General features: G+C 65.8%; 18 protein-coding genes. 9 read left to right on the top strand and 9 right to left on the bottom strand.

All coding sequences use genetic code 11. The annotated features are described in order from the left end of the window. Window positions 1–8 precede the first annotated feature (8 nt). Window positions 9–413, top strand: coding sequence for a tellurite resistance TerB family protein (locus VW23_RS02300; protein WP_069907976.1), 405 nt, complete (start codon window positions 9–11; stop codon window positions 411–413). 141 nt (window positions 414–554) lie between these two features. On the opposite strand, the gene VW23_RS02295 is transcribed toward VW23_RS02300, so the two are convergent. After that, window positions 555–1367 (bottom strand): transporter substrate-binding domain-containing protein, encoded by an 813-nt coding sequence (locus tag VW23_RS02295; RefSeq protein WP_069907975.1) that lies wholly within the window; start codon window positions 1365–1367, stop codon window positions 555–557. Between the two features lie 170 nt (window positions 1368–1537). Beyond that, the gene (locus VW23_RS02290) at window positions 1538–2791 is read right to left on the bottom strand and encodes a D-amino acid dehydrogenase (protein ID WP_069907974.1); all 1254 of its coding nucleotides are present in this window, start codon (window positions 2789–2791) and stop codon (window positions 1538–1540) included. Window positions 2792–2947: 156 nt separating this feature from the next. On the opposite strand from VW23_RS02290, the gene VW23_RS02285 reads away from it, so the two are divergent. Beyond that, window positions 2948–4609: a hypothetical protein gene (locus VW23_RS02285; protein WP_141728191.1), complete on the top strand. Its 1662-nt coding sequence runs from the start codon at window positions 2948–2950 to the stop codon at window positions 4607–4609. Between the two features lie 13 nt (window positions 4610–4622). Here VW23_RS02285 and VW23_RS02280 read toward each other — a convergent pair whose 3' ends face one another. Further along, window positions 4623–5558, bottom strand: a complete 936-nt coding sequence (locus tag VW23_RS02280; RefSeq protein ID WP_069907972.1) for an aldo/keto reductase — start codon at window positions 5556–5558, stop codon at window positions 4623–4625. Then, a complete protein-coding gene (locus VW23_RS02275) occupies window positions 5555–6589 on the bottom strand; it encodes an L-idonate 5-dehydrogenase (RefSeq protein ID WP_069907971.1) in 1035 nt (344 codons plus the stop codon). The genes VW23_RS02280 and VW23_RS02275 overlap by 4 nt, the downstream gene beginning before the upstream one ends. A 152-nt stretch (window positions 6590–6741) precedes the next feature. Between VW23_RS02275 and VW23_RS02270 the strand changes: the two genes are divergently transcribed. Both VW23_RS02270 and VW23_RS02265 read left to right on the top strand, forming a co-directional pair. Continuing rightward, window positions 6742–7518, top strand: a complete 777-nt coding sequence (locus VW23_RS02270; protein WP_069907970.1) for a GntR family transcriptional regulator — start codon at window positions 6742–6744, stop codon at window positions 7516–7518. Window positions 7519–7608: 90 nt separating this feature from the next. Next, window positions 7609–10962, top strand: a complete 3354-nt coding sequence (locus VW23_RS02265; protein ID WP_084645438.1) for a peroxidase family protein — start codon at window positions 7609–7611, stop codon at window positions 10960–10962. An 8-nt stretch (window positions 10963–10970) separates the two neighbouring features. Here the strand turns inward: VW23_RS02265 and VW23_RS02260 are convergent, their stop codons facing one another. From VW23_RS02260 to VW23_RS02240, 5 genes are all read right to left on the bottom strand, one after another. Continuing rightward, window positions 10971–12932, bottom strand: coding sequence for a LamG-like jellyroll fold domain-containing protein (locus tag VW23_RS02260; RefSeq protein WP_069907968.1), 1962 nt, complete (start codon window positions 12930–12932; stop codon window positions 10971–10973). An 18-nt stretch (window positions 12933–12950) separates the two neighbouring features. Further along, window positions 12951–13781 (bottom strand): carbohydrate ABC transporter permease, encoded by an 831-nt coding sequence (locus VW23_RS02255; RefSeq protein WP_069907967.1) that lies wholly within the window; start codon window positions 13779–13781, stop codon window positions 12951–12953. Between the two features lie 3 nt (window positions 13782–13784). Further along, on the bottom strand, window positions 13785–14672 hold the full coding sequence (locus tag VW23_RS02250; RefSeq protein WP_069907966.1) for a carbohydrate ABC transporter permease: 888 nt from the start codon (window positions 14670–14672) through the stop codon (window positions 13785–13787). Between the two features lie 62 nt (window positions 14673–14734). After that, the gene (locus VW23_RS02245; protein ID WP_069907965.1) at window positions 14735–16033 is read right to left on the bottom strand and encodes an ABC transporter substrate-binding protein; all 1299 of its coding nucleotides are present in this window, start codon (window positions 16031–16033) and stop codon (window positions 14735–14737) included. A 209-nt stretch (window positions 16034–16242) separates the two neighbouring features. Beyond that, on the bottom strand, window positions 16243–17244 hold the full coding sequence (locus VW23_RS02240; RefSeq protein WP_280138957.1) for a LacI family DNA-binding transcriptional regulator: 1002 nt from the start codon (window positions 17242–17244) through the stop codon (window positions 16243–16245). 213 nt (window positions 17245–17457) lie between these two features. On the opposite strand from VW23_RS02240, the gene VW23_RS02235 reads away from it, so the two are divergent. The 5 genes from VW23_RS02235 to VW23_RS02215 form a co-directional block, all read left to right on the top strand. Then, complete coding sequence (locus VW23_RS02235; protein WP_069907963.1) at window positions 17458–18744, top strand: ABC transporter substrate-binding protein; 1287 nt, start codon at window positions 17458–17460, stop codon at window positions 18742–18744. Between the two features lie 193 nt (window positions 18745–18937). Continuing rightward, window positions 18938–19837, top strand: coding sequence for a carbohydrate ABC transporter permease (locus VW23_RS02230; protein WP_069907981.1), 900 nt, complete (start codon window positions 18938–18940; stop codon window positions 19835–19837). Next, a complete protein-coding gene (locus VW23_RS02225) occupies window positions 19834–20685 on the top strand; it encodes a carbohydrate ABC transporter permease (protein ID WP_069907962.1) in 852 nt (283 codons plus the stop codon). The genes VW23_RS02230 and VW23_RS02225 overlap by 4 nt, the downstream gene beginning before the upstream one ends. 20 nt (window positions 20686–20705) lie before the next feature. Beyond that, window positions 20706–23273, top strand: a complete 2568-nt coding sequence (locus VW23_RS02220) for a GH116 family glycosyl-hydrolase (RefSeq protein WP_069907961.1) — start codon at window positions 20706–20708, stop codon at window positions 23271–23273. Between the two features lie 4 nt (window positions 23274–23277). Beyond that, window positions 23278–23790: ATP-binding cassette domain-containing protein (locus tag VW23_RS02215; RefSeq protein WP_141728189.1), on the top strand; the 513-nt coding region annotated here is incomplete at its 3' end.

Here is a 23790-nt window from a genome sequence, read left to right as displayed (position 1 = left end):
AGGACCCGATGGCCATTTCCCTGCAGGACGCTCTCATCCACATCATGGTGGTCACCGCCTCGTCCGACGAAGGCATCTCCGACCACGAACTGGATGTGATCGGGAGCCTGGTGGTGCGCTCACCGGTGTTCGCGGATTTCGACCTCGAGCGGCTCTCGGCGGTGGCCAATGCGGCGGTCGACAAGACCAACAGCGCCGGCCTCGATGCGGTGCTCAACGATGCCATCGCGTCGGTGCCGAAGCGCCTGCACGACACCGCCTACGCCCTTGCCGTGGAAGTCGCGGTGGTCGACGTGCAGCTGCCGCAGGAAGAACTGCGGCTGCTCGAGATGGTGCGCGACCGGCTCGACGTCGACCGGCTGGTCACCGCGGCGATCGAAGCGAGCGCCCGGGCGCGGATGCGTGCGGCGTGAGCGAATAGCGAATAGCGAATAGCGAATAGCGAATAGCGAATAGCGAATAGCGAATAGCGAATAGCGAATAGCGAATAGCGAATAGCGAATAGCGCGGAGTTTGATTCTCTCCCTATTGGCTACTCGCTATTGGCTACTCGCTTAGTAGAAACTCACCGGAAACCACCGCAGGTACAACTCGTCATAGGCGCCCGACCGTTTCAGCCGGGCGAGGCCGTAGTCGATCACCTGGCGGACGGCATCAGCGCCGGCCGGTACCGCCACGGCGAGGCCATCGCCGAACAGGTCGGGCCGGAAATACGGCTCGCCCGCGAACTCGCAGCAGCCGACATGCTCGTTGAGCCAGAACGAGGCGCGCATTGCGTCGCCGAAATAGGCGTCTGCCTCGCCCTTCGACAACGCGTCGAGCGCCATGATCTCGCTGTCGAACTGGATCAGCCCGGCGGTCGGCAGGTAGCGGCGAATGAACTCGGCATGGGTCGAGCCACGGCGTACCGCCACCCGCTTGCCGTCGAGCGACGCCGGTTCGAACCCGGAGGCCGCGGCCACCGGTGTGACGAAGCGGCCCGGCAACATCAGGTAAATCTGCGAGAAATCGAACAGCGCCCCGTTCTGGGGGGTCAGCGCCAGGCCGGCGATCAGCGCATCGCCCTGCCGATCCTCCAGCGCCCGCGCTGCCTGGTCCCAGGGCCAGGCCTGCACCGTGCAGGTGATGGCGAGATCGGCGCAGAGCGCCCGGGCCAGATCGACATTGAAGCCGACCAGTTCGCCCTTGTCGTCACGAAAGTTGAACGGCGGAAAATCCGCGGTGGTCAGGAAGCGGATCGACGGCACCGCGGCGAGGCTGGGGACGATTTCGCGCGCGCCAGGATCGATATGATAGGGCAGCGCCTGCGCCAGCACCGGCGCCGACGGGGCGAGCAGCAGAGCAAAGGCGAACAGTACGGCGCGCATGACGTCCCGGGGCGAGCGATCCTCGGCTTATCGCCCAATTCGCGGGTAAAGGCGAGGGCCGATGCCGGCTGTTCCCAAGCTCTCGGTTTCGACTGACCGCAGCGCGGCGTGGACCAGGAGCGCCGCGGCTTAACACCCGGGGGTCTAAGCCTACGGCTTAACCCGGGGGTCTAGGCGTAGCGGTTTAACCCGAGATCGCCGACCTCGATGTCAGGCGCCTTGCCGGAGATGATGTCGGCCAGTACCCGGCCGGAGCCGGCGGCCATGGTCCAGCCGAGCGTGCCGTGGCCGGTATTGAGGTAGAGGTTGGAGAGTTTCGAGCGCCCCAGCACCGGCGTGCCGTCAGGCGTCATGGGCCTCAGCCCGCACCAGAAACTGGCCTTCGACGCATCCCCGGCATTGGGGAACAGTTCGCGCAGCGAGCGATCGAGCGGACCGCGGCGCGAAGGGTGGAGTGTCGTATCGTAGCCGGCGATCTCGGCGGTGCCGCCCACCCGGATGCGGTCGCCGAGCCGGGTGGTCGCCACCTTGTAGGTCTCGTCCATGACCGTCGATACCGGCGCCACCGCTGCATCGGTGATCGGCACGGTGAGCGAATAGCCTTTGATCGGGTAGACCGGCAGGCCGATGCCGAGCGGGCGCAGCAGCAATGGCGAGTAGCTGCCGAGCGCCATAACGTAAGCGTCGGCGGTCAGCAGGCCCTTGTCGGTCGCCACACCAGTCACCACCCCGCCCGAGCTGGCGATGTGGTCGATGGTCGTGCCATAGCGGAAGGCGACGCCGTGGCCGGCGGCGCGCGCCGCCAGCGCCTCGGTGAACATCTTGCAATCGCCGGTGTCGTCATTGGCGAGCCGCAGCCCGCCGACAAACGGCACCGTCGCCGTGGCCAGCCCAGGCTCCGCCGCGACGCAGCCCTTGGGGTCAAGCACCTCGTAGGGCACGCCATACTGCTTCAACACGGCAATGTCGTCGGCGGCGTGATCGAGCTGCTTCTGCTCGCGGAACAGCTGTACGGTGCCCTGCTGGCGGCCGTCGAAGGCCAGCCCGGTCTCGGCGCGCAGCGCGATCATCATGTCGCGCGAATATTCCGCCAGCCGCACCATGCGGCCCTTGTTGACGGCGTAAGCGCGCTCGGTGCAGTTGGCCAGCAATTGCAGGCCCCAGATCCACATGCGCGGATCGAGCTTGGGCCTCAGGACCAGTGGGCCATCGGTCATCAGCAGCCACTTGATGGCCTTGACCGGAATGCCCGGACCGGCCCAGGGCGACGCGTAACCGTAGGACAGCTCGCCGGCATTGGCGTAGCTGGTTTCGAGACCCGGCCCCGGCTGGCGATCGATCACCGTCACCTCGTGGCCCGCCTGCGCCAGATAATGGGCAGAGGTCGTGCCGATGACACCCGAACCGAGGATGAGGACTTTCATGCCTTCATGATCACGAGAGCTGGCCGAAAGGCAATACATGGCAGCAACATGGACGAGTTGCAGTGCATCTGGCACGCATGGCGACTTGCGCTCCGCAGCGCCGGTGGGCATGCTTCGCCCGCGGGGGCGCAACAAAGACCATCGAGGAAGTAAACGGTGAGAATTGCCGCGCTGTTCTTAGGCTTGATGGCCGGGCTGTTTGTACTCCTGGCGCCGAGTGCGCTGCGCATCGACCTGCTTTCACCATTCCTCGATTTCTGGACCGCGACCTCGAACGAGCGGCTGCTCGGCACCATCATCTGGTACGCCATCGCCGGCGCTGCGCTGATTGGCGGAGTGCTCGCCACGGTGACGCCGGGATTCGCCGCGCTGCTGCTGATCGGCGCGGCGGCGGGGTGGCTGGCGGTCGCCATCTCGGTGCCGCAACTGTTCACCTACCACCTGCTGGCGCCGGCCGGCACTGCGGGTCTTGCCGCGCTGTTCGCGTTCCTCGCCGGCGAGCTGCAGGTTCGGCGCCGGCGGCTGGCCCGGCGCAACCGGAAGCTCGCGGCCGAGGCGCCTGAGGAGGACAACAGCGAGTTCGAGCGCGAAGCGGCGCTGCGGATGGATCCCATGCTGATGCCGCGGCAGGATGCACCGCCACCGCCCAAGCGGGCCATTCCCCTGACGCTTGAGGACGTGACCGTCACCTCCCGCCCCACGAGCATGCCGCCGCGCTGGCAGGACCTCGATGCAGAACAGCCGCCGCGTCGCCATGATCCCGGGATGTGGGCGGAAGCGCGGCGCGAACAGCTCGAGCCCGAAACCGAAGCGGCACGCGGTCGTGTCGCGCCCGAGCCGCGGGCCGAGATGTGGGAGAGGGAACCGGAGCCACGGCGACGCGAACCGGAGAGGCGTGAGCGGAACCAAGGGGCACGATATGAGGAGCCGGAGGTGCGGCGGCGCGAGCCGGAGGCTCGGCGCGAACCACAGCGCCAGCGTGTCGCGGCGCGAGCCGAACGCGGCAATGCCTGGGTCGCGGCGCTGACGGCCATCTGCGCCGTGCTGGTTATCGCCATCATTGCGGCAGGCGGCTACCTGATCAATCGCGACGGCTCGCTCGACGCCCTGTTCGGCCCATCGAACGCCCCTACAGTGGTGGCGAGCAGCGAGGCGCCGGCAACCGCGTCACCTGAGACGGTGGCCAATGCGCCCGCCGCCACGGTGAAACTGCAACTGCCGGCGACGCCGGCAACGTCAACCAATGCATCGGTGGCCGCTGCGACGTCGTTATCGGGTGCATCCGCCGACACAGCTCCTACCGTCACCGCGCTTTCCGCCCCTGCCGCCGCGACGCCAGGCGTCGCGGTTGCCCCACTCGAGAGCGAGCCGACTACGGGGCCGGCGCGCGTCGCTGCCGCAGCGCCGCCCGAGACCTATGACGATCCCTTCGCCTATTGTCGTGCCGTGGGAACGATCGACTACGTCGACAATCGCTACAGCGGCCCGGCAACGGTTACGGCGATGACCAGCGCGTTGCTGATCCCAGCCAGCTCGGCCCGCGACCGCGTGCGTTGGCGTTGCTTCGAGGGCGCGGTGCTCGCCTGCACGTCCTATATCGGGCCAATCTGCGATATGGCGCCGACGGTGCAGGAGATGCGCGAGTTCTGCGAGCGGAACCCCAATGTCGAGCAATTGCTGGCGCCAAGCGGGACCTGGGCCTGTGTCGACGGCAAACCGCAACTGCCCGCCAACGCCAGCTGGCCGATCGATTCCCGCGGCTTCCTGCCCCAGGGCTGGATCGCCGTCAGCGACCCGGGGTCGGCGACGGCGGGATAGCGGCCGGCGACTGTCAGGCCCAGTCCTTGTCGATCACCGGCTGAAGCACCGCCTGTACCTCGGCGACGAGCTGCGGGTCGGCGGCCTTGCCGTGCCATTCGAGGCAGCGGCGCAGCGAGGCCGGACTGGCCGTGCTGAACATCGTCGTCGGAATGGCCGGATGGCTGGTGGCGAACTGGAAGGCCAGCTCGCTGATCGAAACGCCGCGCTCTGTGCACAGCTCCGCGGCGCGCCGGAACAGAGCGCGATCCTCGGCGCTCGCCGCATGCCAATCCGCCGGACCGCGCTCGGTGAGCAGCCCGCTGGCAAACGGCGAAGCGTTGATCACGCCGATGCCGCTGGCCTCAGCGGTGGGCAGCAGCGTGGTGAGGCGCGTGTCATTGAGGCAATAGTGGTTGTGCACCAGCGCCGCATCGATCGGATAATCGGCGAACAGCCGGGCCCACAGGTCCATCGGATAGATGCCGAAGCTAACGGCACCGATCCGGCCCTCGCGCTTCAGCGCCAGCACCGTTTCCAGCCCCTCGGTCAACGCCTGCTCGAGCTTGCTGCGGCCCTGGTACTCGATATCGTGGATGTGGATCAGGTCGAAATAGTCGGTGCCCAGCCGCGCCGCGCTTGCCTCTAGGGAGAGTCGGATCCGCTCGGCGGAATAGTCGAGCGTATCGCTGCCGTAGCGCTCGGGATCGGTGTATTTGCCGACCTTGGTCGAGAGCACGTAGTGCGACCGGTCGATCCCCTTGAGAGCTTTGCCGAGCAGGCTTTCCGAGCGTCCGCCGCCATAAGCCGGAGCGACGTCGAAATAGTTGATCCCGGCCTCGAGCGCCGCGTGCACGGTGGCGATGGCCTCGGATACATCAACCGGCCGGAAGACGCCGCCCAGCGCCGAGGCGCCAAAGCTCAGGGCCGAGACGGCAAGCCCGGTGCGGCCAAGCGGGTTGCGCTTCATGGCTCGATCTGCACCTTGATGACGCCGTCCTTGCCGACGGCGCGCTGCATCGCCGCTGCCATGTCGTCGAGCGAATAGACGGCGTTGATCAGCGGTTCGACCTGGACGCGGCCCGTGGCGATCAGGTCGAGCGCCGTGCCGAACACATTGGCGAAGCGGAACGAGCCGAGATAGCTGAGCTCGCGCGCCATGATGGCGTTGAGCGGCGCCGTGACGTCGCTGGCGAGCGTGCCGATCTGGACGATGGTGCCGCCGCGCCGCGCCAGGGCGATCGCCGCGCCGACCGCCGGAGGAGCCCCCGAGGCCTCGAACACCACATCGAACCCATCCGGCGAGAGTTTCGCCGCCGCGGCGGCGATTTCCGGGTCGGCTGGATCGAGCGCCGCGTCAGCGCCGAGCTCCACCGCCAGGTCTCGGGGGAAGGCGGCGAGATCGGACACCGCGACGATCCGCGCCCCGAAGGCTCGTGCTGTCAGCGCCGTGAGCTGGCCGATGGTGCCGCCGCCGATGACGAGGATCGAGCGCCCCGCAAGGTTGCCTGCGCGCATAGCGGCGTGAATGGTCACCGATAGCGGCTCGCTCATTGCCGCCGCGCCCCAGGTGAGCCCGGCCGGCAGCGTATGGCAGTTCGCCGCCGGCGCGACGACGAACTCGGCAAAGCCACCGTTGATGTGTGGGTCGACGCTCGCCGAACCGTAGAATCGCATGTTGATGCAGAGGTTGTAGCGCCCGCCGCGGCAATAGCCGCAATGTCCGCATGGCATTGAGGGGTCGACCACCACCCGCTGACCCACCAGGCCCGCATCGGCGGGCGCCCCTGCCGCCGCCACCTCGCCGGCAAACTCGTGCCCCATGACGAACGGGTGCCTGGGCACGAAGCTGCCGACCCGGCCATGCAGGAAGTAATGCATGTCGGAGCCGCAAATGCCGGCGCGCCGCACACGGATCAGCACTTCGTCGGGCCGCGGTTCGGGCGTCGGCAGCACTTCGTTGCGAAGGTCGCGCTGACCGTGGAGGACGGAAGCTTTCATGGGTGGTGAACTCAACGGAAGTTGACGCGCCGGCAAAACCGCCGCGACTTAAGGGTGGCCTTCAAACCAATATATCGGTATATTGCCATATCGGTAGTGTCAACCACAGGCGAAGCGGCTAAGCTGCCGAGGTTGCAACGATGGAGGCCCCAATGCCCAGACCCCGCTTGAGTGCGGCCAGTGCGCCGGCCGAGCCGGGCCCGTCCTTTGCGGCAAGCGATATCAACCAGGCGCTGCCCAAGACCGCGCAGGTCTATGAGCTGGTGCGGCGCGCCATCGTCTCGCTCGACATGCCCCCGGGGCACGCCATCAACGAGAAGAAAATCTGCGAAGAACTGCAGATCTCCCGCACGCCGCTGCGCGAGGCCATCCTGCAGCTGCACGCCGAGAACCTGGTGGATGTCCGCCCCAATGCCGGCACCTTCGTCGCGCCGATCGACCTGCGCTATGTGCTCGAGGGCCAATTGGTGCGCGATGCGCTCGAAACCAAGGTGGTCCGCTTTGCCGCGCGCCGCGTCAACAAGGCCTTCATGGCGCGGCTCGACCTCAACATGCACCAGCAGAAACTATTCGCCGCCGAGCGCGACTACGACCAGTTCTACTACCACGACGAGGCGATGCATCAGCTGATCTGCGAGTTCGGCGCCTCGCAGCGCATCTGGCGGCTGGTCACCGGCGCCAAGGCGCAGCTCGATCGGGTGCGCCGGCTGCAGATGCCGGAGCCCAACCATCTCGGCATCGTCCTCGCCGAGCACGGCGCCATCGTCGAAGCCATCCGCAACGGCGACGAAGCGGCTGCCGCCCAGGCGATGAAGGTCCACCTCGACCGCGTCTTCCTCACCATCCGTCACCTGATGGGGCTGAAAGCCGAGCTGTTCGCGCCACAGGCCGACCAACTGCTCGAAGAGTTCGAACGGTTTTCGGTTTAGCCGGCGCTTGATGCCGGCAGCCGGCGCGTTCAGCACCGGTTCAGCCACGATCCCGAATGCTCTGATTTCCGAGCGCAGAGGGGGCCACCCATGGAACGCCAGGACGGATTGGACAAGCACGACCAGACCCCCGGCGTCCTGACCGATGATCCTTTGCGTGCGATCAACGAGTTCGGCAATTACGGCGCCGCCATTGGCCTGCTGACTAACCGGGTCGGGCTCAGCACCGCCAGCGCCACCGACCACGAACTCCTCGCCTACGCCCTGCGTTCGGTCGGCCGTCCGGCCGAGGCGGCGGAACACTATCGGCATGCCGCTCGCCTCGACCCCAGGCATCAGCGCGCCGGCAACTGGCTTCTGCATATTGCGGACTGCGAGCGCACGGCACGCAACGGCGCCCATCTGCAGCGCCCGCACGGCATCACCGCCGAGCGGCTGACCAGCCCTTCGCATGTCCCGCCGGGAGCCGAAGCCTTCGCCTGGGTCACCGACGAGGCCGGGTGGGTCAAGCCGAACGGCTATATTCCGCCCAAGACCCTCGGCCATGTGGTGATGAACAAGTTCTACGCCCTGGTGTTCGACGCGCTCGGTCCGGTTGGCCGTCTCGTCAACCGGCTGGTACCGGAGCGTCCCGACAGCAGCGGCCGCTGGACCAGGCTGCCTGACTGGCTGAAGGGGACGCTGCGCCTCGCCGACCTTGCCTCGCGGCGAGACTGGATGATGGACCATGCGCGCTTGCCGCCGGGCGTCACTGAAAGCGACAAGGACAAGGGCCTCAGCTTCTCGCCCCATGGGTTTTCACCTGACGGTCGCGGCAACAATCCGCAGTACCGGGACGTCGGTGGGGTCGGAACCTCGGTGCCGTTCCACGGTCTGCCGGCGGACTATGTGCCGGTCGATCGCTCGGGGCGAAAGGATCTTCCCGCCGCTGCAGCGCTGGCACGGGATTTCGGTTACCGCCGGGGGACAATTGCCGAGGCAGCGACAGCCAGTGCGCATGTCTGGGGGCACCTGCAGATGCTGGTGCACGACGTCATGCAGACCGCGCCAGACGATCAGAAAAAGCGCCCCGCGCCGGTGGCGGCGGACAGCGAAGAAGCGGCCATCGGCATTACCAATGTCCACTATCGCTCCGACGCCATGCACCCGCTGGGTGGGCACGGCAACGGGCGGATGAACGGCGTGACCGGCGCCTGGGACATGAGCACGATCTATGGCAGCTCGATCGAGCAGATTGCCCGGCTTCGCACCGACCCGGCGACCGGCGCCCCCTGCCCCGATGGCCGGCTCTACCTGGTGCCCGGCGAGGGCGGCATGTTCCTCCCCACCGAGCGTCGCGCTGACGGCAAGGAGATGCTCCTCACCGGCTTTGCGCGCAATATGACGGCGCCACTCGAGGCCGAGCACACGCTCTATGCGCGTCACCACAACTGGGTCTGCGGCGTGCTGCGCGAACGGCATCCCGACTGGCCGGACAACCAGCTGTTCAACACCGCCCGGCGGGTGGTGTCGCTGACCTATGTGAAGATCCATACCGCGCCCTGGACCGACGCAGTGTTTGCGCACGCCTCGGTGGTGCAGGGCCTGCATGCCAACATCTTCGGGCGCCGCGAATGGGGCAAACCCGTCGACCGGCAGCGCATCTACGACCCCTATGGCGGCAACCACGCGATCGCCGACGGTCTCGTCTCCAACCAGGAGCTCGACTACGCCATTCCGGAAGCCAAGGGCAGCAACTTCGCCGACGCTTACCGGTTCGGCCACACCATCATCCCGGACATCCACTACTTCCCCGCGATCGGCGAGCCGACAGACAAGCAGACGAGCGAGGCCATCAACATCAAGGAGCTGCGTGAGCTCGATGGCCACCAGTTCCTCAAATCGCGTGGGCTGGGCTTTGTCTTCTACGGCCTGATGAACACCCGGCTCGGCGCGCCGGTGGCCGGCAATTATGCCGAGCTGTTCCGCCGCATGGACACCGAAGAGGGGATGATCGACCTGTTCGAGGCCGAAATCATCAAGGACCGGCAGCGCGGCGCGCCGGCCTATAACGACTATCTGAGGTCGCACAACCTGCCGCCGCTGCGCAGCTTTGCCGACCTGTTCACCGATCCCGCCGCCTCAGCCGCCCAGATCGAGGCGTTGAACGGCCACTACCCCGGGGGTATCGAAGACCTCGATACCCCGCTGGCGCTGCTGCTCAATCAGCATCGGCCGACCGGCTTCGCCATCACCAATCCGGGGTTCCAGACCTTCGTGTTCGAGGCGACGGCGCGCATCGCCAAGCAGGCGCACCTGACCCGGCTATGGTCGCCCGAGCATGTGGGCTGGACGGCGATCAACCTGGTGGAAGCCTTCAACAAGGAGAAGCTGCTCTACCTCCACTGTCCGGAGTTGCGCAGCTACCTCGAGGGCCGCCCCAACCGGAACACCTACGAATATATGGGCACCAGCCATGCCTCGGCGCCCCAGGAGCACCCGCTGGCGGAGATCCTGACCTACGGCAAGGAAGACCTCGCCGATACGGGGCTGGGTGCGCCCTGGCGCGACGCGCATTTCGACGCGAGCGTGCTCGATGGGCACTATCTGATCCGCGTGCGCCACCTCCGCACCGGGCGCAGTTTCATCGTCGATCTCAACGAGGATGTGGTGCGCTACGACCGCGACGGCGACGGCCGCATCTCGCGCGCCGAACTGCTGCGCGAGCCGGTGGACGGGGTCACGCCGGCGCAGGTGCTGGCGGCGGCGGCCGATATTCGTCGCGCCCACGCCGTGCCGTGGCCGGGCCTCTTGAGCCCACGCTATCCGGAATTCGTCAGCGGCTGGCGGCTGACGCCGGCCGAGGTCAAGCGGCTGAAACTGTTCGATGGCGACCGGGAGGAGAAAGGCGTGCCGGCGCGCCTGACCGACCTGCAGGTGCATCTGCTCGTCTTCAACCTCGGCGACGACATCGAACGCTCCCGCCTGCTGGAGAACCTCGAGGGCTGGCGCGTGCTCGAGCGGAGCCCGATGCGCGCCATCATGATGAGCGTGGCATCGGCGCTACGGTTCGGCGCCAAACGCCTTTCGATGGCGATCCCGGTCTCGGCGCGAGCCATAACAAAAGTCCGCCCGGCCAGGCGGACCGGTATCTTCGATGCCAACGGCATGATCGACCAGCAACAGCTCGGCGAATACCGCGCGGCGCTGCAGCAGCTCGCCGCAAGCAGCGGCGGCGGGGTGTCCAAGGCGGCGTTCATGGCGCTGCTGGAACAGCAGAACGCCCTCGATCTCACCACCCGGAACCAGTGGGATACCTTCTTCCGGCTGATGCAGCGCCTCTATGGCAGCGAGACCATTACCGTCGAAGACTTCGACAAGTTCTACGATGGCAGGCTGCTGTTCGAGGCCTTTGAGGCGTTTGCACCGAAGGAGGTTCTGGCGAGGATTGCAGGGCCCCGCTGAGGGCGTCTTCAGCCCCGGACAGCGAAGCCGAACTGCGTCGGCTCCGTTGCCGTCAGCTCGATCCACAGCACCAGATCACTGCGCTCGGCGCTGTGCCGCCAACCCTGCCGGAGCCCGGCTCCTGACGGCAACGGACGACCATCGACCGTCACCTCGACCGAACCCTTGCACCCCCTGAGGATAAACGCCGGATTGAGGATCGGCTGCTCGTCGCTCGCCGCGAGGCTGAACGTCACGTTCGCCGCAGCGTCGAGCACATAGGCCTTCTCTGCCGGATCGAAGCTGACTTCGGCGCCGGAGGCTGTCGGTGGCGATAGCCAGGCGGCGGCGAGAGGCACCAGCTCTTCGGCTTTCTGCCCGGTCATGCCGTGCAGCATGAGGCGCTGTCGCGACGTCGGGGTCACCTGGTAGTCGGCCCATTCCGAGCCGGTGAGCACCGAGGAATGGGAAGCACGATCGGCGGCCACCGCCCGCCGGCCGTCCGACGGGATGTCGCTGGTCGGCCAGTGGTTCCACCAGGGGAAGGTCTGCCCCTCGCTGAGGGTCTCGTGGTGGTAGGGCGGGAACAGCGGCGAGGGCTGTGGGCCGTCGTCGCGGGTCAGGCACGGCGCGTCCGAGACGATCATATAGGGGCGCTGCGCCGACCGGGTGTTGATCAGCGCGATATTGGCGCGCGGTGGCTCGGGCAGCTGCCGCGGCCGGCCATTGACCCACGAATAGGTGTGCGCCTCGCCGGCCATGTTGGCGAGCGTCACCGGCGCGAGTTCCAGCACATCCTCCGGTCGCTGGCCGGGACCCATCACCACGATCGATTCCTGGAACTCGTGCGATTCCATCGGCTGGGTCGAGTGCAGCGTGATCGAGCGGATGGCGCTGCCATCGGGATAGATGGTGTAAACCTCGTCGGTGAAATCGGTCCAGCCGCTGACCGGGTCCTGCCGCGGCCGGACACCGAGCACATCGACCAGCGCGTAACGCCAGTGCACCACGACCCGCGCCTCGTGGCTCTCGATGATGCGCACGTGCGAGTAGGCGCAGTGCTTGTCCGACATCGGCTCGGCGCAGCCGGTGGCGCCGTTGCCCCAGGTCTCGTTGAACTCGTTGGTGTACCAGATGCCGTCGCCCGACACCCAGCATGGGATGTAGTTGGTGCCGCGCCAGAACACGACGCGGTAATCCTCCCTGTCGAAGCGCACCAGCACATCGGGGTGCTCACCGACCCGCCAGCGCCGATCCCAGGCATCGTAATATTTGAGGTGCTCATAGGTGGCGCCGAACCGCCCGGGCCCGGCCGGACCGGCGGGCAGCCGGCGCGGGGCGATATCGGCCGCCGCGCTGCTGCCGGCGCCGAGAGTCGGAGCCCCTGCCCCCGGCAGGATTTCGATCGCCTCGATCAGCCCGTCGAAATAGACGGTTATCGGCAGGTGGGCGTAGGGCCGGATCGGACCGGTCGGGATGATCTCGTGCCGGGTTTTTCCGATCAGCAGCTCCGCCGCCTCGGGTGGCCGGTAGGTGCCCGAGACGCTGGCTCGGCCGATCTCGCGCCCATCGAGCAGCAGGCGGATGGCGACGCCCGGCTCATAAATTGCCACCACGTCGTGCCAGCGATAGAGCTCGAGCGCCGCCTCGCTATTGACCACGTGGAGGCCGGTGCTGGTGACGATCGAAAAGCGCGGCCGGCCGCGATCGTCGAGCGCGAGGCTGAAGCCGGATTCCCCGCCGTCCCGCTCCAGCGTCATCAGGTCGAGCAGCGGACAGAGGTTCCACGGATAGGCGGCGACGGCGAGGCTCGCGACGAGGCTGAAGGCGCCGGCTGGCAGCGCGGGGCGTGGCCCCGAGACATAACCGGAGAACCCGTCAAAGCCGACCGAAGCCGCCTCGCGGCAGCCGCGGGCCGGCACCAGGTGGCCGTGCCGGAGCTGTTCGTTGCTGACATCGCCGGCGGACCAACGGTAGATCGGAAGCGACATGTACTGTCCCTTGAATAATCAGGCTTTGAGGGCGCCCTCGACCAGCCCGCTCTGGATCTGGCGACGGAAGATGAGGAAGATGATCAGCGGTGGCGCGGTGGCCACCAGCAGCGCCGCGACCTTGAGGTTCATCAGCGCCGCATGGCTGCCCTGGAAGGCCATCATGCCGAGCGTCACCGTGCGCAGCGACTGGTCGTTCAGGTAGACCAGCGGCCACATGAAATCGTTGAAGATCCAGATGAAGTAGACGATCGCCACGGTCGCCATGGCGGGGCTGGCCAGCGGCAGCATCACCCTGAGGTAGATGTCCCACTCGGAAATGCCCTCGACCCGCGCCGCCTCGGCCAGCTCGCGCGGAATGCCGGCAAAATAGGCGCGAAAGAAGAAGATGGCGAACGGCACCCAGGCGAAATAGGTGAGGATGACGCTCCAGTAGCTGTTCACCAGCCCGAGCGTCGCCATGATCTTGAAGCTGGGCACCAGGATCACCTGCGGCGGGATCATCATCCCGGCGAGGAAATAGAGGAACAGCGCTTCCTTGGCCCGGAACTCGAAATGCGCCAGCGCGTAGCCGGCGGCGCTGCAGCAGGCGACGATGCCGGTGACTGCAATAGCCGTGATGCCGAGCGAATTAAGATAGAGCCGGGTGAAATCGCCCTGCAGCCAGGCCTCGGCGAAGACGCCGAAATTCGGCGTCGCCGGCAGCGAGAACGGCGACTGGCTGATCTCGGCCGTGGTTTTGAGCGCCGTGGCAATCATCCAGGCAAAGGGCAACAGGATCGACAGTGCGAGGATGCTCAGCAGCAGGTAGGCGCCGATGCGGACGATGAGCGGCAGTGACTTGAACATGGCTCAGTTCGCCTTCTGGCCGCGGCCGGAGAGGGCCAGTTGGAGCCCACTGACGCAGAGGATGATGACGAACAGCAGCATGGCGATCGCCGTGCCATAGCCCGGGTTACCCTTGAGGAAGGCCTCCGAGTACATGAAGACGCTCAGCACTTCGGACGCATGGAACGGCCCGCCATTGGTCATGACGATGACGAGGTCGAACAAGAGGAACGCGTTGGTCGTCGCGAGCACGATCACCACCGTCAGGATCGGCCGCATCAGCGGCAGCGTGACATAGCGGGTGATGTCCCAGGGGGTGGCGCCATCGATGCGGGCCGCCTCGAGATAATCCTTGGGGATGGTCTGCAGCCCGGCGATCAGCAGCAGGATGGCAAAGCCCAGCTCGCGCCAGATGTAGACCACCATGATCATCGGCAGCGCCGTGTCGCGGCTGCCCAGCCACTGGTGGTTGGCAGCCTCGGGCATGCCGATGGCGCTGAGCGCCGGCCCGACCAGCCCGACGGTGGGGCTCAGCATCTGGGTGAACAGCAGCCCGATGACCACGCTCGAGAGCACGATCGGGATGAAGAAGATGGTCGAAAACACCGAGTGGCCGCGCGGCTTGGAATTGAGGATCAGCGCATAGGTCATCCCCAGGATGACGATGGAGGAAACCACCACCGCGACGAACACCAGGTTGTTGCGCAGCGCGTTCCAGAACCAGCGGTCGTTGAACAGCTCGGCATAGTTGGCGAGCCCGACCCAGCGGATCGAAGCGAGGCTGACGCCGTTCCATTGGGTGAAGCTCGAGAGGAACGCCACCACCGCCGGAAGCATCCAGAACACGGTGTAAAAGAAGAAGGCCGGGAGCAGCAGCCAGATGTAGAATTTGCTCCGGCCCGAACGGCGCACGGCATTTCTCCAATCGATGGACGATGCCGGGAGGCGTCAGGGACCGCCTCCCGGCACTCAGGTTACCAGTTGCGCGAGGCCCTGAGGCCTTCGACGCATTCCTGGTGGATGTCGCCGGCTTCCTGCGGGGAGAGATCGCCGGTGAGGACAGCGACATTGGCCTCGTTGACGTTTTCCTGCATGCACTTGACGTCCTCGATCATGTCGAGGAAGGGCGAGGCGTTCTGGGCGTTTTCGAGCAAGCCCGCGAGCTGGCGCAGGCTCGGATCCATGGTCCAGGCGCTGGTGTCATAGGCATAGGGGCTGAGGTCGAAGTTCTCCTCGACATAGAGCTTCTGCACTTGTTCGCTGGTGAGGAACTCGAGGAAGCGCTTGGCCGCTTCGACGTCCTTGCTCGGGCTCGGGATGGTGAAGAGCAGCGAGTTGGTCACCACCGCGGTGGGCTCGGGGCTATCGGCCACCGGCGGGAACAGCGTCAGCGCCACGTTCTCGGCGCCGGCGTTCTTGGCCATGCCGACGCCCCAGCTGCCGGTCGAATAGAACGGCGCCTTGCCCGAAAAGAACAGGCCGGCGGCAGTGTCATTGTCATCGGACAGGTAGCCCGCGGTGAAGTAGCCGGCATCGGCCACCGCCTTGAACAGCTCCCAGGCGCGAACCGGCTTCGGATCGCTCCACTTGATCGCGGAGGTGACCGACGGATCGAGCGTCTGCAGGCCAATCCGGTCATACTCCTCCTTACTCAGGATACCGTGCAGGATGTGGTTGAAATAGTGGTTGCCGGTCCACTGGTCGCGGTCGCCGAAGGCGATCGGCGTCACCCCGGCATCGAGGAACATCTTGCTGGCCGCCATGAACCCTTCCCAGGTGGCGAGCGAGGCCGGGTCGACGCCCTGCGCATTCAGCATTTCCGGGTTGTAGTAGAGGATGTTGCCGAGCTTCAGGCCCCAGAGCACGCCATAGGACTTGCCGTCATACTGGTACATGGTCTCGAGGCCGGGGCGCAGCTTCTCCTCGATCGGTTTGACGAACTCGGTGAGGTCGGTCAGCTGCCCCGATTGCGCGTACTGGAAGGCGTTCGAGCCGGCATTGACCTCGGCGATATCGGGCGGCGTGCCGCCGGCAAAGGCCGTGCGCAGCGCCGTCTCATAGGCGGTATTCTCGAACGAGGTGTGCTTGACGACGATATCGGGGTTCGCCGCGTTGAACATGTCGACCACCTTGTTCAGCACGGTCGATTCCGGCGGCGCCGAAAGCTCGGACCACAGGTCGAGCGTCACCTGCTGCGCCGATGCGCCGCCCTGCCAGAATGCCAGCGCTATGCTGGCCAGCGCCACGGCCTGGAGCCTACGAATATGGTTCATATGTCAGTCCTCCCAACGAGCGGCTTAGCGCCTCCCACATACTGATATATCGGTATATCGGATGGGCGAACCCGTCAAGCGACCTTGCTGCCGACCACTGTGGAACGCGGCGCGGCGCCTCAGGGGCTATGCCCCGCTGACTGATAGGAAGTTGGCTTTCTCAGCAGCCGACGGCGCGGTGAAGCGCCGCAGACCCCTGCGCGACCGCGCTAGTTTCCCGATCCCGGCGCCGTGGTGGTGGAGCCACGCAGCACCAGCTCGGGCAGGAACAGGTCCGTCTGGCTGCTCGGACGGCGGCGGCCGGCAATCAGGTCGAGCATGATGGCGATGGCGCGTTCGGCCATCGGTGCAAGTGGCACGCGAACGACGCTCAGCGGCGGGGCGAGAAGCTCGGCAAAGTCGAAATCGTCGACCCCGACGATGGAGAGGTCACGCGGCGCCGAGAGCCCAAGATCGTGCAGCGCATGCAGCGCTCCCAGCGTCATCATGTTGGAGATCGAGAGCAACGCCGTCGGCGGCTCGGGCGAGCGCATCACCGCCGACACGCTGTCGGCGGCCAGCGACTGGTCGTAGTCGCCCTTGAGCAGCAGGCCGGGGTCGACCGCGAGGCCGGCATCCCGATGCGCTTCGAGGTAGCCGGCAAGGCGGTCCTTGCTGGTCGCGAGTTCGGCGATACCGGTGAGGACGGCGATGCGGCGATGGCCGAGGCTGATCAGGTGGTCGGTCGCCATGCGGGTCGCGGCGACGTTGTCCAGCTTGACGACGTTGTAGGCGAGGCCCTCGACATACATGTCGAGCAAGACGGTCGGAACGTGGATCTCGCCTTTGAGCCGCTCGCCGTGCTCGGCGTCGGAGCGGGTGGGAATGATGATCAACCCGGCGACGCGCTGCTGGCGCAGCATGCGCAGGATGTGGCTCTCGCGCTCTGAATCCTGGCCTGAGGAAAACACCATCGAGAGATAGCCGGCATTGAGGCAGACATTCTCGATGATCTTGGACACCGCGGCGAAATGCGGGTTGGTGATCGAGGGGACAATCAGGCCTATCAGTCTCGACTGGCCGCTCCTCAGGCTCTGCGCCCCGCCATGCGGCACATAGCCCAGTTCGCGCACCGCCACCTCGACCTTGGCGATCACATCGGCACTCACCGGAGCAGAACGGTTCAGCGCTGCCGAGGCCGTGGAAATGGCCACGCCTGCATGCCTTGCCACATCCCGAATGGTTGCCAAATCAAATCCTCGATCGCCGTGGCCCTTGCCAAATGCGTTGCGAAATGCAGTATACGAAACGTTTCGAGTTCGCAAATGGCCAGCGGCGGATGGAGAGGGACTCCAGCCGGCGCTACATCAGACCAGCAGCACGAAACGTTTCGACCGGGGGATCGGTCAACGACATGCGCTGCTCGCGCAGAGGGAGGATTGAGTATGATCAGGATTTCACGCCGCAACCTGCTGGTGTCTTCGGCGGCACTGGCGGCAGGCGCCGGTCTCGGCCTTGGCCGGGCCGCAGCGCAGTCGGATGTCACCGCAACGCTGAAGCTGCAGACCTTCGGCGGCGACGCCGAACTCGCCGGCATCAACAGCGCCATCGGGCGCTTCAACAAGGCCTATCCGAACGTCACGGTCGAGGTCTCGATCGACCCGATCTCGACCGGCTGGGGAGACTACGTCACCAAGGTGCTCGGCCAGTTCACCTCGGGCTCGGCCGCCGATGTCTACGGCACCGCCATCGAGACCTTCCAGGCCTTCTCGGCGCGTGGGCTGTTCCTGCCGCTCAACGACTTCGTCGCTGCCAATTCCGGCTTCTCGGACTTCGCACCCAGCCTGTTCGAACAGGGCTCGTACAAGGGGAACATCAACTACATCCCCATCGGCTGGAACAACATCATGATCAACTACAACCGCGACCTGTTCGACAAGGCAGGCGTGGCCTATCCGGCGCGCGGTTGGACCTGGGAGCAGTTCCGCGAGACCGCCAAGGCGCTCACCGTCAAGAACGGCTCGGGCAACGTGAGCCAGTTCGGCTACGAAGTGCCGAACCAGAACTTCTTCATCCAACCGTGGTTCTTCTCCAACGGCACGGGCGTGCTCAATGCGGATTGGACCGCATCGAATATGCTCGACCCCAAGGTCGCCGAGACGCTGCAGTTCCTCTACGACCTGATCCATGTCGACGGCGTCTCGCCCATTCCGGGCGCCGAGACCCTGGACAACCAGTTCATGGCCGGCCAGGTGGCGATGATCAGCCGCGGCCAGTGGATCGTCCAGAATGCCAAGAAGAACAACGTCAATATGGACATCGCCATCCCGCCGATGAAGGAGAGGGAGGCGACCGTCATCGGCTTCGGCGCCTATGCGATCGCCAAGTCCGCCCCGAACGCCGATCTCGCCAAGGCGCTGGTGCTCGAGCTCACCAGCGAGGAGACGCAGCGCGAGCAGGGCGAGCGTGGCGGTGGCGTGCCGGGCCGCAAGTCGGCGGCGTCGAGCGAAGCATTCCTCGCCTTCCCGCCCAGCGCCTTCCTCTACTACGAGACGCTGCCGTTCACGACGGCCGTACCCTCGCCTGCCAACTTCCAGGAAGTCGAGAAGATCTTCATCCGGCACTACACCGCGATGATGTCGGGCCAGGAAAGCATCGCCGACGGCACCAAGACCGCCGACGCCGAACTCAACGAGTCCTTCGCCCGCCTGAAGCAGCAGTTGGGCGGCTGAGTTCCTCCCGTGGAGGGGGCCTACTGAGACAGGCGGCCCCCTCCCATCCTCCCCCTTCAAGGGGGAGGTGCCCCGCCGGCGTACTTGGCACTATCGAAGATAGAGTCTCAGACTCTTCACCTCCCCCTTTATGGGGGAGTCGGGAGGGGGCCGTCTCTATCAGTCAGGTTCAAACACCATGATCACAGCAAGCATGACCGCAGCACGAAGACCATCCGATCTCCGCCGCATACAGGCGCGGACCGGGTATCTGTTCGTGCTGCCCACCTCGGTGCTCTACCTCACCTTCGTGCTGGCGCCGGTGATCCTCACGGTGATCCTGAGCTTCGCCTACTACGATCCGATGCTCGGCTCGCGCTGGGTCGGGTTCGAGAACTTCCAGCGCTTCTTCACCGATCGGCGCTCGCTCGAGATCCTGTGGAACACACTGCGCTTCACCTGCTTCGCGGTGACCTTCAACGTCTCGATCGGGCTGATCCTCGCTTTGGCGCTCAATCGCGCCATGCCGGGCTGGCTGCTCTACTTCTTCCGGCTCGCCTTCTTCCTGCCGGTGATCATCGCCGCGGCGTTCGTGTCGATCGTCTGGAGCTACTTCTTCGGCGACGACCTCGGCGTCATCAACTACTTCCTGCGGGTGCTCGGCCTGCCCGCCGTGCGTTGGCTGACCGATGCCTCGACCGCCATGACCTCGATCGTCATCATGGACGTGTGGAAGAACACCGGCTTCTTCATGATCATCTTCATCGCAGCGCTGCAGGGTGTGCCCAAGAGCATCATGGAAGCGGCGGTGATGGACGGCACCCCGGCCTGGCGGCAGTTCTTCCGCATCACCCTGCCCTACATCTCGCCGGTGGTGTTCTTCTGCATCGTCTACGCCTCGATCGGCGCGCTGCAGGTCTATGAGTCGATCGTCATCCTGACCCAGGGCGGGCCGGGCGATGCGACGCGCTCGCTCTCGATCCTCATCGTCGAGCAGGGCTTTGGCAGCTTCCAGATCGGCTATGCCGCCGCCATTTCGGTGGTGATGACGGTGATCATCCTCGTCATCACCGCCATCCAGCAAGCGCTGTCGCGCAAGTGGGTGCAGCGATGAACACTGCCATGCAGACCCAGGCCGCCAGGCGCTGGCTGGACTACACCATCATCGCGGTCATCGCGGTGCTCGCCATCGGCATGCTGCTGCCGTTCCTGTGGCTGTTCTCGGTGTCGTTCAAGCCGGTATCGGAAGCCTACAAGCTGCCGCCGACCTTCTGGCCAACCAGCCTCGACTTCTCCAACTATGCTGCCGTGCTCGCCTCGCGCGTGCCGTTCCTCCAGATCTACGGCAACTCGCTGCTGATCGCGGTGGTGGTGACGGTGGGTCAGCTGGTCACCTGCACGCTCGCCGCCTTCGCGTTTGCGCGGCTCGAGTTTCGTGGCCGCGACACGCTGTTCGTCATCCTGCTGATCGGGCTGATGTTCCCGGCGCAGGTCACGATCCTGCCGATCTATCTCGGTTATGCGCAGGTCGGGCTGATCAACCAGCCGATCGGGCTCGGGCTCATGTACCTCACCTCGAGCTTCGGGGTGTTCCTGATGCGCCAGTTCATGCTGAGCCAGCCCAAGGCCCTCGAGGAAGCCGCGCTGATGGATGGCGCGGGCTATCTCAAGATCTTCTGGCGCATCTCGCTGCCGCAGCTCAGGCCGGCGCTCTCGGCGCTCGGCATCATCACCTTCACCCAGACCTGGAACTACTACTTCCAGGCTCGCGTGCTGCTCGGCCGCGAGACCTCGATGACCCTGCCGGTCGCGATGGACGTGCTGCGCGGCTATCTCGGCTCGGGCAGCCTCTCCTTGGTGATGGCGGCGATGAGCATGTCCATCCTGCCGGTCGTGCTGCTTTTCCTCGTCGCCCAGAAGTTCGTGATCGAAGGCATCACGATGAGCGGCATCAAGAACTAAGAACCAGGATTTTGCACCTTATGTGGGACGATCTCGCCTCCATCGACGCGCGCTTCCATTATGCCGGCGAGCGTTCCCGCTACCTTGCCTTCCCGCTGGGCGGCATCGGCTCGGGCGGCTTTTCCATCTCGGGCAGCGGCCGGCTGATCGACTGGTCGCTGCGCAATCGTCCGGCGCTGCAGAGCTATAACGGCTATTCGCATTTCGCCATCAAGGCCGAAAAGGACGGCGAGCTCGTCGACGCCCGGGTGCTCAACGGCCCCTATGACCTCAACCCAGCCGGCGCGCCGGGAATGCGCAAGATGTTCGATGGGTTTGGGCATGGCGCCAACCGCCAGACCCTGGTCGGCGTGCCGCATTTCCGCAACGTCGAGTTCTACGGGCGCTTTCCCACCGCCGACCTGGTGTTTTCCGACGACCGTTTCCCGGGCGGCGTCCGGCTGACGGCGTTCTCGCCATTCATCCCGCATGAGGATCGCGACAGCTCGATGCCTGTCGCCATGCTGGAATTCGAGATCGTCAACACCAGCCCCGATGCGCTGACCTACACGCTTGCCGGTACGCTGGGGAACTATGGCGCCAACAGCGGCAGGAACAGCTTCCGGCAGGCGCACGGGGTGAGTGCGATGCACCTCACCTCGGATGACCCCGAGCTCAAGGAAACCGAGCGCGGCGACCTGACGATCGCGACCGACGCCGAACTGGTCGAGCACACCGACTATCACTTCCGCGGCCAGTGGTTCGACGACCTGGCCGTCTACTGGAAGGAGTTCGCCCGCCCCGGCCCGCTCCCGACCCGGCATTACGACAAGCCGCGTACGAAGCACATGTACTTTCAGCCCGAGCACACGACGCTGGGCGCGAAAATCACCGTGCCGGCGGGCGAACGCCGCACCGTGCGCTTCGTCATTTCGTGGAACTTCCCCAAGGGCGACGTCTACTGGGCCCACCGCCCCAAGCCCGATGGCATCATCCCGGATCGCGAAACACCGGCCTGGACGAACTATTACTCTACGCAATGGGCCGACTCGCTGGCGACTGCCACCGATGCCCTCAGCCGTTGGGACGAGCTTAAGCGGCGCACCCTGGCGTTCCGCGACGGCCTGTTCGGCAGCACGCTGCCGGCCGAAGTGAAGGACGCGGCGAGCGCCACCCTGGCGTTGCTCCGCACCGCCACGGTGATCCGGCTCGAAGGCGGCGAGCTCTGGGCTTGGGAAGGCCAGCACACCGCTGACGGCTCCTGCGAGGGCTCGTGCACGCATGTGTGGAACTACCAGCAGGCGCTCGCCCACCTGTTCCCGGCGATCGAGCGCACCCTGCGCGAGACCGAGTTCACTTACAACATGCTGCCATCCGGCGGCCTGACCTTCCGCCAGAAGCTGCCGCTCGGCAACGGTTTCGACATTATCGGCCCCTGCGCCGACGGGCATTTCGGCGCCATCATCAAGACGTTTCGCGACTGGAAGCTGAGCGGCGACACCGAGTGGCTGAAGCGCTACTGGCCGCAGGTGAAACGCGCCATCGAATATGCCTGGAGCGAGGCGAACCCCGACCGCTGGGATCCGGGTCAGACCGGCATCCTGTCCGGCCGCCAGCACCAGACGCTCGACATGGAGCTGTTCGGACCCAACTCATGGCTCGGCTCGATGTATGTGGCGGCGCTGCTCGCCACCTCGGAGATGGCTGCCGTGGTCGGCGATGACGAGCTCGCCGCAACCACCGCGCGGATGGGCAAGGCCGGCGCCGAGTATATCGACCGCGAGCTGTTCAACGGCCGCTGGTTCGTCCAGAAGATCGACCTTTCCGACAAGTCGGTGCTCACCCCCTTCGATGAGGGTCGCGCCGCCGGCGTCCTCGCCGACAGTTTTATGGACGTCTACTGGTCCGACGAGTTTGGCGAGATCAAGTACCAGATGGGCGAGGGCTGCATCTCCGACCAGATCCTCGGGCAGTGGCACGCCGAAGTCGCCGGTATCGGCCAGTTCCTCGATAAGGGCCGGATCGAGACGGCGTTGCGCTCGGTCCATGCCAACAACTTCCGCCCCACCCTCGCCGACCACTTCAACCCCTGCCGCAACTATGCCTTCGAGGACGAAGGCGGGCTGTTGATCGCCACCTATCCCGAGGGTATCCGCCAGCCGATGGTCGCCGCGCCCTATGCTGAGGAGGTGTGGACCGGCATCGAATACATGTCCGCCTCGCACATGATCATGCACGGCCTCGTCGCCGAGGGGCTCGACATCGTCCGCGCTGCCCGCGACCGGCACGACGGCGCGGCCCGCAACCCGTGGAACGATATCGAATGCGGCTCCTACTACGCCCGCTCGATGTCGGCCTGGCAGCTGGTCAACGCCTTTTCGGGTCTCGAGGCCGACTTCGTTGCGGGGCGGCTGAGCTTTGCGCCGAAACTCAGGGGCGACTACCGGCTGTTCTGGTCGGCGGGCACCGCGTTCGGCACGCTCACTCGCACCGGCACCGAGATCAGCATCGCGCTGCTGGGCGGCTCGCTGCAGCCCGACACGAAGATCATCGTCGATGGCAGGACCATCGCCGCCCCAGCCCCCGTTGCGACCCCTGAGTTCCAGTAACCCCATGGCCGAAATCCAGCTCAAAGCGGTGACCAAGAGCTTCCAGTCGCTGGAAGTGATCCACGGCATCGACCTCACCATCAAGGATGGCTCGTTCACGGTGTTCGTCGGCCCGTCCGGCTGCGGCAAATCCACCTTGCTGCGGATGATGGCGGGGCTCGAAGAGGTGAGCGGCGGCGAGGTGCATATCGATGGCGCCCGCTGCGATCATCTGCTGCCCTCGGCGCGTGGCATGGCGATGGTGTTCCAGTCCTACGCGCTCTACCCGCATATGAGCGGGGAGCAAAAACGGAGCGGCGGGCGAGAGAACCAGGGGCGCGCGAAAACCGAGAGCACGGCGCGCGGCGCCAAGGCCGGCGACAGCCGGCAGAGAAGCCACCGGCTCGCCCGGAGGCCCAACCAGCGGGCGGGCGGCCAGAGCCAGCGCGGCGCCAGGGGGCGGGGGCGGAGACACAGGTGCGAGCCCAAGAGACAGGCAGAAAGAACGGAAGCGGCGAGCGGCCAGAAAGAAGAAAAA

The organism is Devosia insulae DS-56, assembly GCF_000970465.2.
GTDB lineage: Bacteria > Pseudomonadota > Alphaproteobacteria > Rhizobiales > Devosiaceae > Devosia_A > Devosia_A insulae.
The sequence above is the reverse complement of the archived record's forward strand: the minus strand, read 5'-3'. Positions and strand labels throughout refer to the sequence as shown.